The following is a 15,016-nucleotide window of genomic DNA, read 5'->3' as shown; positions in this document are numbered from 1 at the left end:
AAAAGATTCTTTGCTGCGTTCGAGGGCGCGCGCCAAGCGGCAAACTAGGTAGGTAACGACAAACACGCCCTCGGCACGGCTGAGCAGGGTATTGTTGCCGATGTCGGCTACCACGTGAACGTCCAGAACCGGTCGCCGTACGAGGCCGCTATTCGCCCAATCATCAACTAGCGCAACGCAACACGAGGGATCAAATATGCCGACGGCAACCGGGGATGGCTACCTCGGTAGGCGTCGTGCCGCGGACCTGTCCGTGCGTCGGTGGCTTCAGCTCGGTGTCGCGTCCGCCGGCATGGGTGCGGCGTTGGTCGGCTGGTCCCTGGTCGGGTCGGAGGTCGGAACAGCGAGCGCAGACAGCGGCGCCGGGTCGTCCTCAGCCGGGCCTGCCTCCGGTTCGTCCCAACGCGCCGATGCCGGCGCTCGGTCGACGACACCCCGGAAGGCGAACCGGACGGTGGCCGACGGCGCGGATCGGCCATCGCCGGTCGCGTCCCGCTCGAATCGCGTTATGGCAGCCGGAAGCTCCTCGGTCGCAGACCGGCTGGCCAACGCAACCAACAGGAATTCGCGGGTGACTTCGCGCGCCGCCAGTCCGAACAGCAAGCCGTTCACCGCGTCGCAGAACGCAGTCACGCCTGTGGTTGTTTCGGCGAGCAGGGCCGACCCTCTGGGTGCGCTCGGGAGATTCGTCACCGGCACGATCAAAGAACTTCTCAACCGGAAAACGACGCTGAACCCGTTGCAAAAGTTGGACGATTTGAGTCCGAAGCAGAAGAGCTTATTGGACTTGATCCCAAGTCCGAAAGTCACTGTGCCCAAAGAACACTCGCTGTGGTATCGAGAAGTGCAGGCGCGTGAGGCGGAAAGGCGACAGCGGGCTGACGCAAATCAGCAGCGGATCGCCGAAATCATGCAGAAAGGCGTGAAGTTCACTGCTCGAGACGGTACGCCGGTGTACTCGATCGACGGAAAAGTCTTCGTCCGCTACACGGTGGTGTCGATCATCAACGGTAAGAACGCCCCGCCGGTACCCACACTGTTCACCCTGTCCGACAAAAGCTCGGAGAGGAACAGGGACGCTCACATCAGAAACTACTTGAAGCTCGATCCAGCGCAGGTGCGAAGTCTGCGCGGCAAATAACGGCATTCCAGCGTCATTGCCGTCCTCGACCACCTGGCGGTGCCTGGCCGATGATCGCTCCTGGATCGACCTGAGTGAATTCGCGTCCGTACATGCTTCCGTCGAAACCGGCCCCACGCATGACCGCAAGTTCACCGCCCTCAATTGATGGCGTCGCCTCTGCAATAGCAGCGGTGCTTGGCCGTGCCGCCCGGCTCCACAACCGGTCGTTCCACCATCCCGAGAATTCCATTGCCGCGAGCCATCTCTAACGCTGAGGTCATCGATGTACATGTAGTGGCCCCATGCAGTGGACCAAAGCTCCCGAAATCCGGCCGCTGCATCCGCCGGGTGCGCGGGCTCCTGAATAGCGCCCACGAGCCGGTACCGCCAATGGACCGTGACCGTGACCCGTGCATGTTGTTCGCCGACCCGAGACATCAGTTCGGACAGGTGAGCTTTCGTCTCGGCGAGCGAGCGGATCTCAGCCATAGTCACAAGTACGACCAGAAACAGCGATGTGTCCGAGTCTGCTGCGAAGCCCTTAAGCGCCCCTGTTCATAGTCGGTTGATTCTTGACGGATCTAGTTCGGTTGATCCTTGACACTCTTGTTGTGTTTTAGGTCTGGCCGCTGGAGCGGCAGGCCTTCTTGTTTCGTACCTCGCCGGTGCTGCGGCGGGCGGCGGTTTTGACCAGATCGTCGCCGATGAAGAACCGCAGCAGCTCGCCATCGACGTGGACATCGCAGCGAGCTCCGGCGTAGTGGCGGCCGATACTGACCTGTTGCCACGACACACAGACCACCCCGTTGGTGGTCACCGTTCGGCTGATCCAGTCGCTGCTGCTGCGATCGGGGCTGTGCTGTCGTGGTGTGGTCGAGCGGGTCGTGGTGGTGCCGGCGGTGAAGCGCTCAGCAGGGGTGGCCATCTTCAACGACTGATGCGGCCGGGTGGTGTTGTAGTCATCGACCCACTCATCGAGGGCTCTTTGGGCCGTCTTCAGATTAGTGAATGGTGCTGCGTTGCTGAGGAATTCAACACGCAGACTCCGGTGGAACCGCTCAATCTTGCCGGTCGTGGTCGGAGACCGCGGCTGGGTCAGCAGGTGCTCGATGCCGTGCTCGCGGCAGATCGCATCGAAAAGCACCTCCACCGGCGGATGGTTGAACCGGCCGGTGAACACCTTGCCGTTATCGGTCAGGATCTGCTCGGGAGCACCATAAGTGGCCAGCGCGGCGCGTAACCCGTCACAGACCGCCCGAGTGCGTTCACGCACCATCAACTGCGCGCACACGCACATCCGGGAATGATCATCGATCCCGGTCAACGCCTTAGCGCTGGTGCCATCGGCCAGCGGGAAACCGCCCACGACATCCATCTGCCATAGCTCCATAGGCGCACCGCGTTCCCACCGTTTCCACTTACGCGAGCGCCGATCCCGCAGGTGCGGATCGATCATCTGCGCCCGGACCAAAGCGCGGTAGACCGCCGACTCCGAGGGCAGCGGAACCACACCACGCTTGGACAGTTCGAACACCAACCGACGAGGTCCCCAATACGGTCGCGAGCGGCGCAGCTCCAACACCACCGCCTCCACCTGCGCCGGCATCTGATGCGGACACGACACCGGCCGATGCGACCGGTCGATCAACCCTTCCAAGCCCTGCGCCTCATAGCGGGCCAACCACGCATGCAACGTCTGGCGCGACACCCCAACCTTCGATGCCACCTGCGAAATCGACAACCCATCGCTGATCACCGCCAACACAGCCTGATACCGCTGCTCAGCCACGCTCAACTCCCTCATCTAGGGAGTGTCAAGGATCAACCGAAGTAGGTGTAAAGCATCAGCCGAAACACTGTCGCCCATCACCCGAAGACAAAACGTCAACAATCAACCGAGGTCACACAAGCCCTTAAGCGCCCCCGGCAGGAATCGAACCTGCGACCTAGGGATTAGAAGGCCCTTGCTCTATCCGACTGAGCTACGGAGGCAGCGCGTCGACAGTCTAGCGGGGCAGATTTGCCGGAAGGGGCGCGTGTAGCCCTGTGTGAATTGAAATCTGGCTGAGCAAAGATCCTCCGAACCCTCAGTCGGTGCCGAATCGAGCCAGCAGCGCCTCCTGTAACCGGCGCACCTCCTTGAGTTTCTCCCGCAGGCGCAGCACCGGCTCGGGGGTCCGGGCGGCGCCCCAGCCGGCATCGCAGCGACTGGTCCAGCGGTGCTGTGCGACCGCGATCAACTCCTCGAGCTCGTCGATTTCATCCTGCATCAGCTGGCCAAAGCGCCTAGCTTGAGCTGCATCGTTGGGATGAAACGGCCGCGTCGGCGCGGGACGTGGAAACGGCCGTCGCAGCGGCACGGGTGAACTCGCAGAGAACGCGGACTCGACGCGGGCGGTCAGTCCACCGGCGAAGCTGGGGGCGGGGTCCTCGAGAAGCATTCACAAATCGTCCTGTGAATTGCTCGACGTTTCCTGTCAGGCAAGTTCGCAGCCAACGCCGGGTCACCGTCCGTTCACTTTGCCGGCCCGGTTTCGCGGGGGACCAAGGGTCTAAAGACCTCAGTTCCTGAGAATTCCTCAGGTTCGGCCGAAGTTGGGTTATGGTGTGACGACTGGCACACGCAGACCCCTCCGCATCCGCGGTTGGCAAACGCGTTAGGCGGGCTAAGGACAAGGGGGTCTGGCAGCTCATGAGCAGTCCAATCGAGCAGGTCGCCGCGCGTTGCACGCAGGCGTTCAATACCGGGTCGCTGTTGCTGCGCGGCTCACCGGCCGCCGCCGGATGGGTGCTGGGGTGGCTCAACGCCGAGTTCGCGCCACAGGTCCTCACGGGTCACGCACTCGCGACCGTTTCACCGCTGCAACGGGTCGCCTGCGCCCTGGCCGTCCAGAAGGCCGACAAGGTGCTCGACGCGGCGCTCGAGGAGACCTTCGGCAAGGACTACACCTCCCAGGTGCGGCATCCGCTCGACGAAGAGCCGGGGCACCGGCCCAACGTCGCGGCCGTCCTCGACGCCATGCATCATCGGCGCCGGTACGCGGCCACCACCCGGAACATCTCCTACGGCCCCCGAGGCCGCAACAACACCCTCGACATCTGGCGCCGCCCCGATCTGCCCGAGGGGTATAGCGCGCCGGTTCTCATTCAGGTCCCCGGCGGTGCATGGTCGGTGAACGACAAACGCGGCCAGGCCTATCCGCTGATGGCCAGGATGTCCGAGCTCGGCTGGATCTGCGTCACCATCAACTACAGCCGCAGCCCGCGCAACGCCTTCCCGTCGCACATCATCGACGTCAAGCGGGCCATCGCCTGGGTGAAGGCCAACATCGCCGAATACGGCGGAGACCCGGACTTCGTTGCGATCACCGGGGGATCGGCCGGCGGTCACCTGAGCTCACTGGCGGCGCTGAGCGCGGGGGATGAGACCCTGCAGCCCGGCTTCGAGAACGCGGACACCAGCGTGCAGGCCGTCGCGCCCTACTACGGCGTATACGACCTGACCACCACCGACAAGATGCATCCGCTGATGATGCCGCTGCTCGAGCATGTCGTCGTCCAGCGCAGGCTGGAAGACAATCCCCAGATCTACCGTGACGCGTCACCGCTGCACCGCATCCATCGTGACGCCCCGCCGTTCTTCGTACTGCACGGGGAGAGCGACGCCGTCATCCCGAGTGCGCAGGCCCGCGATTTCGTTGCGGCACTTCGCTATTCAGGACCCGCGACGGTGGCCTATGCCGAGCTGCCCAAGGCGCACCACGCCTTCGACACGATTGCGACCCTGCGCTGCCAACTGGCGGCAGAAGCCGTCGCGAGCTTCATGGGCATCGTTTATGGCCGCCACGTCGCGGCACGCAACGGTACGCAGAGAGTCGCGGTCGGCTCAGCGAGCTGAGATCAGGCGACCGTCATCAGGTAGTCCGCGGCGCCGGCGTAGACGATCGTCGACAGGCTCGGGGTGACCGCGGCGTTGACGATCTTGGTCGCGAACCCTTCGACCGTCGGCAGCGCTCCCATGGTCCCGTCGCCGGAGACCACCGTGAGGTGGATGCCGGCATGGTCCAGCTCGGAACGCATTGCGTAGAGCGCGGTTTCGCCGGCCCGCTTGCTGGCGGCCACTCGCCCATATCCCTTCGCCACCGCCTTGTGCGGATAGAAGTGGGCCTGGTGGCTGGTGACGAACACGATCCGCGAGCCGGCCGGCATCAGCGGCATGGCCAGCAGTGCAAGGCGGCGCTGAGCGTCGCGGTTCAGCCGCATCGCGTATCCCGGGTCCGCGCCGCTGTCCAGACCGCCGGAGGCGTTGAGGATCAAGGCATCGAGCCTGCCGAAGTGGACGGTGACGTACTGCATCATCGCTTCGACCTCGACGGCGTCGGTGATGTCGGCAGCCAACGCCGTGGCGCTGCCACCCGAACTCCGGATGGCGTCGACGACTGCGTTGGCCCGCTCGGCGTTCTCTCGGTAATGCACGATCGCGTGGGTGTCGGGTGCGGTGAGCTGACGTGCGACTTCGGCTCCGATTCCTCGGGATGCACCAGTGATCAGCACGACGCGGGCGAGTGGCTGCATTGCGGGTTCCTTCCGTTGCGGCACCACTCACCGTACACCGACTCTAAGAAAAATAAGGTAAAAATAAGATAACGCTGAGGCTACGGACGGCGGGTCGTTAGCGCGCCGCGGTGGTCTCCTGTGGCCGCAGCAGTGGCGCCACCAACACGATCACGATCGTCCAGGCCAATGCCGCCACCGGGATTGCCCACCCCCGCCGCATCGCCAGCGCGTGCTGGCATTGGTCGGCTTTGCCTGCGAACGTCGCCTGAACCAGGTCGGCGCTAAAACCGCTGCCGCACTTGATTTGTACGCCCCATGGATCGAAATCCGGGAGATACACCGGCCACCGCAGCGCGAGCAGGCCAAGTGTCAGCAGCGCCACTGCGACGACGGCTGCCACGATCTGCCGAACGGTCACGTCATGCAGACATTGGCGACCAGCAGCACCGGCCACGACACGATGGACCCCAGGAACGACACCACGAGGTCGGCGCCGTGCATCGAGTGCAGATGGTCGGTGTGGGTTGAGGACCACACCAGACCCACAGCGAGATAAGGGATCCCGATCAACAGTGCTATCCCGAGCAGTTCGGCGATCGTCAGTTTGTAGTTCAGCACCGACCGAATTTTCGTCAGCATGATGTCCTCCCACCCCGGGTGAGCCCAATGCTAATGAGTACGGCCTCCGGGGAGAACCATTTGTGAGAAACTGTGTTCTCAGATTTGGGGGGGAGGGGCCGTGGACCAGTTGATGACCAGATTGCGCCGACTGCTCAGCTACGAGGTCACCGTCGCGGCGGTGATCGAAGTCGCGATGTGGCTTGCCATTCCCTATCTGGTGATCGGACTCGTTTGGGGTTTCTTCCACGCCGATGCGGTGCAGCAGCTCGAGGTCCAGCTTGGGCGAGTGCTGCCCGCCGGAGCCGAGGTCGGTGCCTACGGATTGGCCGCGCTGCTGTGGCCGGTGCTGCTTCTGCTGCCGCCGCTCTGCCTGGCGTGAGGCGGTAACCGACTCGCAATCGAGACCCGCCACCCCCGTGCGCCGACTAGCGTGGTTGAGGGCGCGCAGGCGAGCGAAGCGAGGCAAGCCATGGGCGCCGTGCGCGTCCGCGGAACGGGAGGATGTTGGTGTCGATGAGGTGGGATCGATGAGCGGGACCGTCGACGTCAACGGTCTGCCGGACGAACTCGGCCCCCTTGACATGCTGCTGCATCGTGGCGAGGCCAATCCGCGGACCCGGTCGGGCATCATGGCGCTGGAAATCCTGGACAGCACGCCGGACTGGACTCGGTTCAGGAACGCGTTCGAGAACGCATCGCGCAAAGTGCTCCGGCTACGCCAGCGGGTCGTCGTACCGACATTGCCGACGGCCGCACCGCGCTGGGTGGTCGACCCCGACTTCAACCTCGACTTCCACGTCCGCCGGGTCCGCGTCCCTGAGCCCGGCACTCTGCGTGAGGTGCTCGACCTCGCTGAGGTGAGCCTGCAGTCGCCGCTGGACATCTCGCGGCCGCTGTGGACGGCCACCCTCGTCGAAGGACTCGAAGGCGGCAAGGCCGCCACCCTGTTGCACCTCAGTCACGCCGTCACCGACGGCGTCGGCGCCACCGCGATGTTCGCCGAGATCTACGACCTCGAACGCGAGCCGGCACCGCGGCCAGCTCCGCCACTGCCGGTGCCGCAGGACCTCACGCCCAATGACCTGATGCGCGAAGGGATCAACCAACTGCCCGGCGCCATCGTCGGCGGGCTGCTCGGCGCTGTCGCCGGCGGCCTGGGCGTGGTTGGCCGTGTGGTGCGCAATCCCGGCACCGCCGTGTGGGACGTCGTCGACTACGCCCGCTCGGGCCGTCGGGTGGTGGCCCGCGCTGCCGACCCGTCGCCGCTGCTGCGCAGGCGCAGTCTGTCGTCGCGCAGTGAGGCGATCGAAATGCGGCTGTCCGATCTGCGCGCGGCCGCGCACGCCGCGGGCGGCTCGATCAACGACGCCTACCTCGCCGGGTTGTGCGGGGCGCTGCGGCGCTACCACGAAGCGCTCGGCGTGCCGGTGAACAGCCTGCCGATGGCGGTGCCGGTGAGCCTGCGGGCCGAGGCGGACCCGGCCGGCGGCAACCGGTTCGCCGGGGTCAACCTTGCCGCACCGATCGCCGTGGTGGATCCTGCGGTGCGGATCCAGAAGATCCGCAAACAGATGACCTCTCGGCGGGAGGAGGCGGCCATCGATCTGATGGGCGCTATCGCGCCGGTCGTCGGGCTGCTGCCCGACGCGGTCCTCGAGGCGATGAGCGGTGCGGTCATCGCCTCCGACGTCCAGGCCAGCAATGTGCCGGTCTACGCCGGCGACACCTATATCGCCGGAGCGAAAGTGCTGCGGCAGTACGGGATTGGGCCGTTGCCCGGGGTGGCCATGATGGTGGTGCTGGTCTCTCGCGGCGGCTTCGCGACGGTCACCGCGCGCTACGACCGCGCCTCGATCACCGACGAGGACTTGTTCGCGCAATGTCTGCGCGACGGTTTCGACGAGGTGCTGTCGCTGGCCGGCGACCCGCCGCCGCGGGTCGTGCCCGCGTCGTTCCCCGATGCCGTCGACGACCCCGCCCAACCTAGCCCGAACGGATCGGTGGCTTACTGATGAGCGATACGGAGATGCGCCTGCCCGGCTCGGTCGCCGAGGTGATGGCAAGCCCCGAGGGACCGCAGATCGGGGCCTTCTTCGATCTGGACGGCACGCTGGTGGCCGGGTTCACCGCCGTCATCCTGACTCGAGAGCGGTTCCGCAGCCGTGACATGGGCATCGGGGAGCTCATCACGATGATCGCCGCGGGCCTGAACCATCAGCTCGGCCGGCTGGAATTCGAAGAGCTGATCACCAAAGCGTCGCAAGCCCTTCGCGGACGCGCACTGAGCGATCTGCACGAGATCGGCGACCGGATGTTCGTGCAGCAGATCGAAAAGCGGATCTATCCGGAGATGCGCGAACTGGTGCACGCGCACATGGAGCGCGGCCACACCGTCGTGCTCAGTTCCTCGGCGCTGACCCTTCAGGTCGAGCCGGTGGCCCGCTTCCTCGGCATCGAGAGCACGCTGACCAACCGATTCGAGGTCGACGAGAACGACGTGTTGACCGGCGAGGTGGTGCGGCCCATCCTGTGGGGCCCCGGCAAGGCCAACGCCGTCCAGAAGTTCGCCGCCGACAACGACATTGACCTCAAACAGTCCTACTTCTACGCCGACGGCGACGAGGACGTCGCGCTGATGTATCTGGTCGGCAACCCGCGGCCCACCAACCCCGAAGGCAAGATGGCCGCGGTGGCCCGCCGGCGCGGCTGGCCGATCCTGCGGTTTTCCAGCCGGGGCAGCGGTGGCCTGATGGGCCAGGTGCGCACGCTGCTCGGCGTCGGTGCGCTGGTGCCCGCCGCGACCGGCGCGATCTGGTGGGGGACGCTGACCCGCAGCAGACGGCGTGGCCTGAACTTCTTCACCACCGCGTTCCCAAACCTCCTGCTGGCCGTCAACGGTGTGAAGCTCAACGTCCTTGGTGAAGAGAACCTCCGGAAGCAGCGGCCCGCGGTGTTCATCTTCAACCACCGCAACAACGCCGACCCCGTCATCGCGGCGTCGCTGTTGCGGGACAACTGGACCGGAGTCGGCAAGAAGGAACTGAAGGACGATCCCGTCGTCGGAACGCTGGGCAAGCTGGTCGACACCGTCTTCATCGACCGGGACGACCCGAAGGCCGCGCTGGAAACCATGCACGAGGTCGAGAATCTGGTGGCCAAAGGCTTGTCGATCATGATCGCGCCCGAAGGCACCCGGCTGGACACCCGCACGGTCGGCCCGTTCAAGAAGGGTCCGTTCCGGCTCGCCATGGCCGCGGGCGTTCCGGTGGTGCCGATCGTGATCCGCAACGCCGAGGTGATCGCATCCCGCGACTCCTCGACCATGAATCCTGGCGAGGTGGATATCGTTGTCTATCCGCCTCTTTCGGTGGCGGACTGGACGTTGGACGACCTGTCGGAGCGGATCGAAGGGGTTCGTCAGCTGTATCTGGACACGCTGAAGAACTGGCCGACCGGCGAGGTGCCGGTGCACGACATCTACAAGAAGGCGCCGGCCAAGAAGGCCGCCACCGCCGCCACCAAGGCCACCAAGAAAGCGCCCGCCAAGAAGGCTGCAGCGAAGAAGACACCGGCCAAGAAGGCCGCCACCAAGTCGCAGTCGCCGAACGCCAAGGGCCGCCGATGACCCACACCGACCACCTGGCCGACTTCAGCACCACCGATGACGCGCTGGTGCTGGCATCGGTGTCGTCGAAGGCGGAGTTCGAGCTGCTCAACGACTGGCTGCACGCGCAGCGGCGCGCACACCCGGACACCAAGGTCGAGGTGCTGCGCCTGCCTGCCGGCGATCCGCCGCCCGGTGTGGTGGCCCAGCTCGTCGAGGAACTGGGGGTTGGGGAGGACCGGCTGGTCGTCCCGGTGCGGGTGTTCTGGGTGCCCGGTGGACTACCGACCCGGGTCAAGATCGTCGGCCTGATCTCTGGGCGGGACACCTACCGGCCGCCAGAAGTGCTGCAGCGCAGAATCCTTCGCCGCGATCCGTCCCGAGCGCGCATCGTCGCCGGTGAACCGGCGAAGGTCTCCGAACTGCGCCAGCAGTGGAACGAAAACACCGTCGGCGACAGCCCCCGTGACTTCGCGCGCTTTGTGCTGCGCCGCGCCCGGCTGGCGATCGAGCGGATGGAACTGCGGCTGCTGGGTCCGGAATACAAGTCGCCGCAACTGATCACCGACGAACTGATGTCCTCGACGCGATTCATGGAGGGCCTGCAGAAGATCCCCGATGCCGAGCCCGCCAAGGCCGAGGAGATGCTCAACGAGCTCGCCACGGGCTGGAGCAGGTTCTCGGTCGACCTGATCCCCAACCTCGGGCGGGCGATCTTCAGCCGGGGCTTCGATCCCCGAATCGACTACGACAGCATGGAAATCGAGTCGATGCGGCGCGGCCTGGAAGACCATCCGGCCGTCTTGCTGTGGTCGCACCGGTCCTACCTCGACGGCGTCATCGTCCCGGTGGCGATGCAGGAGAACCGGCTTCCTCCCGCGCACACGTTCGCCGGGATCAACCTCTCGTTCGGATTCATGGGTCCGCTGATGCGCCGCTCCGGCGTGATCTTCCTGCGCCGTAAGCTCGACGACCCGGTGTACAAGTACGTGCTGCGGCAGTTCGTCGGTTACATCGTCGAGAAGCGATTCAACCTCAGCTGGTCGATCGAGGGCACCCGGTCGCGCACCGGAAAGATGTTGCCGCCCAAGCTCGGACTGCTGGCTTACGTCGCCGACGCGTATCTCGACGGCCGCAGCGAGGACATCCTGCTGCAACCGGTGTCGATCAGCTTCGACCAGCTGCACGAGACCACCGAATACGCGGCCTACGCCCGTGGCGGCGAGAAGACGCCGGAGAGCGCCGAATGGCTGTACAAGTTCATCAAGGCTCAAGGCGAACGCAACTACGGCAAGATCTACGTCCGGTTCCCCGAGGCGGTGTCGATGCGCCAATACCTCGGCGAACCGGGCGGCCCGATCGCCTCGGACGAGGCCGCCAAACGGCTGGCCATGCAGAAGATGGCCTTCGAGGTGGCCTGGCGGATTCTGCGGGTGACACCGATCAACGCCAGCGGCTTGGTGTCGGCGCTGCTGCTCACCACCCGCGGCCGGGCGCTGACTCTCAACCAGCTGCATCACACCCTGCAGGACTCGCTGGATTACCTTGAGCGCAAACAGAATCCGGTGACCAACAGTGCCCTTCGGCTGCGTACACCGGACGGCGTGCGGGCCGCGGTCGACGCGTTGTCCAACGGTCATCCGGTGACCCGGGTCGACGGCGGTCACGAGCCGGTCTGGCGGATCGCGCCGGAGCACGAGCATGAGGCGGCCTTCTACCGGAACACCCTGATCCACGCGTTCCTGGAGACTTCGATCGCCGAACTCGCGCTGGCCCACGCCGGTCGGGCGCCCGACGGCGATCGGGTGGAGGTGTTCTGGGATCAGGCGATGCGGCTGCGTGACTTGCTGAAGTTCGACTTCTACTTCGCCGATTCCGCAGCCTTCCGCGAGCACCTCGCCGAAGAGATGTCGTGGCAACGCGATTGGGAGATTCAGGTCGCTGCGGGCGGTGACGCGGTGGACAGCCTGCTGCGCGACAAGAAGCCCTTGATGGCGCACGCCATGTTGCGACCGTTCATCGAGGCCTACACGATCGTCGCCGACGTACTGTGTGATGCACCGGCCGACGTCGAGGAGAAGGAACTCACCAAGATGGCCCTGGGCGTGGGCGCCCAGTACGCCGCTCAGGGACGGATCCGTAGCAACGAGTCGGTGTCGGCGTTGTTGTTCACGACGGCGCGGCAAGTCGCCGCGGACCAGAACCTGCTGCAGGCCGGCCCGGATCTGCGGGAACGGCGACATGCCTTCCTGCACGAACTCCGCAGCATCCTGACCGACATGGACCGCATCCACGAGATGTCCAGCGCCCAGTTCTATGCCCGTGAGCTCAGGCTGCGCGAGTAGCCATACGCTGAAACGATGACCGCACCCGCCGCCCGCCGCACCGCGGTGTGGCCGGTGCTGTCGATGGTGGCCCTGCTGGCCGGCATCACCGCCGCCGGCATCGGTGCGCTGTCGTTGGCCGACGCGCTGACGGCGACCGGGCTGCCCGATCCCGGGCCCGTCACCACGGTGGGCCTGCCGTTCGTGCAGGCCGCAGGTCAGATCGCGGCGGTTCTGGCAGTGGGCTCGTTGATGTTCGCGACGTTTTTCGTACCACCGCAGGACAGCGGCGTGCTCGACGTCGACGGCTACCGCGCGCTGCGGATCGGGGTCGCCGCATCCGCGGCGTGGGCGGTCTGCGCGGCGCTGCTCGTCCCACTGACCGTTTCCGACGTCTCGGGTCAGCCGTTGCGCGAGCACCTCAACCCGGTGCAGCTGTGGTCGGTGGCGAGCCTGGTCGACACCGCCGGCGCCTGGCGCTGGACGGCGTTTTTGGCACTGGCCGTCGCCCTCGCAGGCCGGGCGGTGTTGCGTTGGTCGTGGACGCCGTTGCTGCTGGCCGGTTCGCTGATCACGTTGGTGCCGCTCGGCTTGACCGGGCACTCGTCGGCCGGCGGATCCCACGACGTCGGCACCAACAGCCTGATGATCCACCTGCTGGCAGGCGCCCTGTGGGCCGGCGGATTGCTGGCTCTGCTGGTGCACGCGCTGCGCGGCGGGGAGCACGCCGACCTGGCTGCGCGGCGATTCTCTGCGGTGGCGTTCTGGTGCTTCGTGGCGATGGGCCTGTCCGGAGTGATCAACGCCTTCGTTCGGATCCGGCTCGGCGACCTGTTCGCCACGGACTACGGCTGGCTGGTGGTGGCCAAGATCGTCGCGCTGTGCGTGTTGGGTGCGATCGGGTGGCGGCAACGCCGCGGCCCGGTGGCCGCGCTGCAGGCCGACCCGCAGGCCCGCGGTGTGCTGGTCCGGTTGGCGTCGGTGGAGGCCCTGATCTTCGGCCTCACGTTCGGCATCGCGGTGGGACTGGGACGCACCCCGCCGCCACCCCCCCTGGTGGCCAACCCCTCGCCGGCCGAAGTCGGGATTGGCTACGACCTGGCCGGACCGCCGACCGTCGCGCGGATTCTGCTGGACTGGCGCTTCGACCTGGTGTTCGGCACTGCGGCGATCGTATTCGCTGCGGTGTACCTGGCCGGCGTGATCCGGTTACGTCGCCGCGGTGACTCGTGGCCACCCGGCCGGACTTTCGCCTGGCTGCTGGGCTGCGCGACGCTGCTGTTCACGACGTCATCGGGTGTGGGCCGCTACATGCCGGCCATGTTCAGCGTGCACATGACCGCGCACATGCTGCTGTCGATGTTGATCCCAGTCCTGCTGGTGCTCGGCGCACCGGTGACGCTAGCGCTGCGGGCGCTGCCAGCCGCGGGTAAGGGCAACCCGCCCGGGCCACGCGAATGGCTGCTCGACGGTCTGCACAGCAAGTGGTCGCGGTTCTTCACCCACCCGGTGGTGGCCACGATCGTGTTCGTCGCGGGGTTCTACGGCCTCTACTTCGGCGGCATCTTCGATGCGGCGGCCGGCCTGCACGGCGCGCACGTGCTGATGAACCTGCACTTCTTGATCAGCGGCTACCTCTTCTACTGGGTGGTCATCGGCGTCGACCCCACCCCACGCCCGCTGCCGGCGGTAGCCAAGATCGCGATGGTGTTCGCCTCGCTGCCGCTGCACGCTTTCTTCGGTGTGGTGATGATGGGCATGGATCAGGTGCTGGGGGAGAGCTTCTACCGTTCGCTGAAGCTGAGCTGGCATACCGACCTGCTCGCCGATCAGCATCTCGGCGGCGGAATCGCTTGGGCGGCAGGTGAAATCCCGCTCGTGGTGGTGATGATCGCGCTGTTGGTCCAGTGGAGCCGAAGCGACCGGCGCGCCGCCAAGCGGCTCGATCGTGCTGCCGAGCGCGACGATGATGCCGATCTCGCCGCCTACAACGCGATGCTGGCCGAGATGGCTCGCCGAGAAAACGGAAGCTGACGACCGCGTCGGTCGCCGACCGTAACGCCACGGCGGCGAAATCGCCGATCTGACGCCCTGGCGTTACGTTCGCGGCCGGGATCGGCGAGATGTATCCCCAGTTCCACATTCATCCACAGCCAAGCCCCGGCGGGGCCCCACCGAGAACGCGGCTGTCGGGGTCCGGCGGCTCACTGGAGGCGCAACCACGCGAACCGAAAGGACCCAAGCCATGTTCGAGACCCATCTGACCGTCGTCGGCCGCATCGTCACCGATCTCCGCCGCCGCGTCGTCGGCGACCAGGAACTGATCAGCTTCCGGGTGGCCAGCAACTCCCGGCGCCGCACCGGCGACGGCACCTGGGAGCCCGGCAACTCCCTGTTCATCACCGTCAACTGCTGGGGCAAGCTGGTCACCGGCGTCGGCGCCGGGCTGTACAAGGGCGCCCCGGTGATCGTCGTCGGCGACGTGTTCACCAGCGAGTACGACGACAAGGAAGGCGTCCGGCGGTCCTCGCTGGAGATGCGCGCCACGGCGGTCGGCCCCGACCTGTCGCGGGCGATCATCCGCTTCGAGCAGCCCCAGTCCAAGCCGGCCGAACCGGTCGACGCCGAGCCGATCATCGGGCACGAGCCCGACGTTGCCGAGGATGTCGAGGAGACCGCCGATCTGGCCTTCTCGGCGTAGCGGAGGCGGTGGCCGCGCTGGCGTCGTCCAGCGCGGCCGCGAGGCCTGGCCGTGGCGCGCCTAGGATGGTCGGCGAGCATTTCACG

General features: G+C 66.1%; 14 protein-coding genes and 1 tRNA gene. 8 read left to right on the top strand and 7 right to left on the bottom strand.

Going from position 1 to position 15,016, the window contains the following annotated elements; all coding sequences use genetic code 11:
- Positions 1-267 precede the first annotated feature (267 nt).
- Positions 268-603, bottom strand: coding sequence for a hypothetical protein (locus G6N32_RS18345; protein ID WP_147292050.1), 336 nt, complete (start codon positions 601-603; stop codon positions 268-270).
- Here G6N32_RS18345 and G6N32_RS18340 point away from each other — a divergent pair.
- Positions 572-1,141 (top strand): hypothetical protein, encoded by a 570-nt coding sequence (locus G6N32_RS18340; RefSeq protein ID WP_147292049.1) that lies wholly within the window; start codon positions 572-574, stop codon positions 1,139-1,141. The genes G6N32_RS18345 and G6N32_RS18340 overlap by 32 nt on opposite strands.
- 598 nt (positions 1,142-1,739) lie before the next feature.
- Here the strand turns inward: G6N32_RS18340 and G6N32_RS18335 are convergent.
- From G6N32_RS18335 to G6N32_RS18325, 3 genes are all read right to left on the bottom strand, one after another.
- On the bottom strand, positions 1,740-2,927 hold the full coding sequence (locus tag G6N32_RS18335; protein ID WP_115320647.1) for an IS481 family transposase: 1,188 nt from the start codon (positions 2,925-2,927) through the stop codon (positions 1,740-1,742).
- Positions 2,928-3,041: 114 nt separating this feature from the next.
- Positions 3,042-3,115 (bottom strand) — tRNA-Arg (locus G6N32_RS18330).
- A gap of 95 nt (positions 3,116-3,210) precedes the next feature.
- On the bottom strand, positions 3,211-3,393 hold the full coding sequence (locus G6N32_RS18325; protein ID WP_115320802.1) for a hypothetical protein: 183 nt from the start codon (positions 3,391-3,393) through the stop codon (positions 3,211-3,213).
- A 422-nt stretch (positions 3,394-3,815) separates the two neighbouring features.
- Here G6N32_RS18325 and G6N32_RS18320 point away from each other — a divergent pair, with 422 nt between their 5' ends.
- Positions 3,816-5,021 (top strand): alpha/beta hydrolase, encoded by a 1,206-nt coding sequence (locus G6N32_RS18320; protein ID WP_115320801.1) that lies wholly within the window; start codon positions 3,816-3,818, stop codon positions 5,019-5,021.
- A gap of 2 nt (positions 5,022-5,023) precedes the next feature.
- Here the strand turns inward: G6N32_RS18320 and G6N32_RS18315 are convergent, their stop codons facing one another.
- From G6N32_RS18315 to G6N32_RS18305, 3 genes are all read right to left on the bottom strand, one after another.
- Positions 5,024-5,698: an SDR family oxidoreductase gene (locus tag G6N32_RS18315; protein WP_115320800.1), complete on the bottom strand. Its 675-nt coding sequence runs from the start codon at positions 5,696-5,698 to the stop codon at positions 5,024-5,026.
- A gap of 97 nt (positions 5,699-5,795) precedes the next feature.
- The gene (locus G6N32_RS18310; RefSeq protein WP_115320799.1) at positions 5,796-6,098 is read right to left on the bottom strand and encodes a hypothetical protein; all 303 of its coding nucleotides are present in this window, start codon (positions 6,096-6,098) and stop codon (positions 5,796-5,798) included.
- The gene (locus tag G6N32_RS18305) at positions 6,095-6,319 is read right to left on the bottom strand and encodes a hypothetical protein (RefSeq protein ID WP_115320798.1); all 225 of its coding nucleotides are present in this window, start codon (positions 6,317-6,319) and stop codon (positions 6,095-6,097) included. The genes G6N32_RS18310 and G6N32_RS18305 overlap by 4 nt, the downstream gene beginning before the upstream one ends.
- Positions 6,320-6,419: 100 nt before the next feature.
- Here G6N32_RS18305 and G6N32_RS18300 point away from each other — a divergent pair, with 100 nt between their 5' ends.
- From G6N32_RS18300 to G6N32_RS18275, 6 genes are all read left to right on the top strand, one after another.
- Entirely contained in the window at positions 6,420-6,680 is a 261-nt protein-coding gene (locus G6N32_RS18300; RefSeq protein WP_410432623.1) for a hypothetical protein, read from the top strand.
- 148 nt (positions 6,681-6,828) lie between these two features.
- Entirely contained in the window at positions 6,829-8,313 is a 1,485-nt protein-coding gene (locus G6N32_RS18295) for a wax ester/triacylglycerol synthase family O-acyltransferase (RefSeq protein ID WP_115320797.1), read from the top strand.
- Complete coding sequence (locus G6N32_RS18290; protein WP_115320796.1) at positions 8,313-9,926, top strand: HAD-IB family hydrolase/lysophospholipid acyltransferase family protein; 1,614 nt, start codon at positions 8,313-8,315, stop codon at positions 9,924-9,926. The genes G6N32_RS18295 and G6N32_RS18290 overlap by 1 nt, the downstream gene beginning before the upstream one ends.
- A complete protein-coding gene (locus tag G6N32_RS18285) occupies positions 9,923-12,250 on the top strand; it encodes a glycerol-3-phosphate 1-O-acyltransferase (protein WP_115320795.1) in 2,328 nt (775 codons plus the stop codon). The genes G6N32_RS18290 and G6N32_RS18285 overlap by 4 nt, the downstream gene beginning before the upstream one ends.
- Positions 12,251-12,265: 15 nt before the next feature.
- On the top strand, positions 12,266-14,263 hold the full coding sequence (locus tag G6N32_RS18280) for a bifunctional copper resistance protein CopD/cytochrome c oxidase assembly protein (RefSeq protein ID WP_115320794.1): 1,998 nt from the start codon (positions 12,266-12,268) through the stop codon (positions 14,261-14,263).
- A gap of 211 nt (positions 14,264-14,474) precedes the next feature.
- Positions 14,475-14,930 (top strand): single-stranded DNA-binding protein, encoded by a 456-nt coding sequence (locus G6N32_RS18275; RefSeq protein ID WP_115320793.1) that lies wholly within the window; start codon positions 14,475-14,477, stop codon positions 14,928-14,930.
- The last annotated feature ends 86 nt before the right edge of the window (positions 14,931-15,016 follow it).

Source organism: Mycolicibacterium aichiense, assembly GCF_010726245.1.
GTDB classification, from domain to species: Bacteria; Actinomycetota; Actinomycetes; order Mycobacteriales; family Mycobacteriaceae; genus Mycobacterium; species Mycobacterium aichiense.
This window is presented reverse-complemented; position numbering and strand designations above follow the sequence as displayed.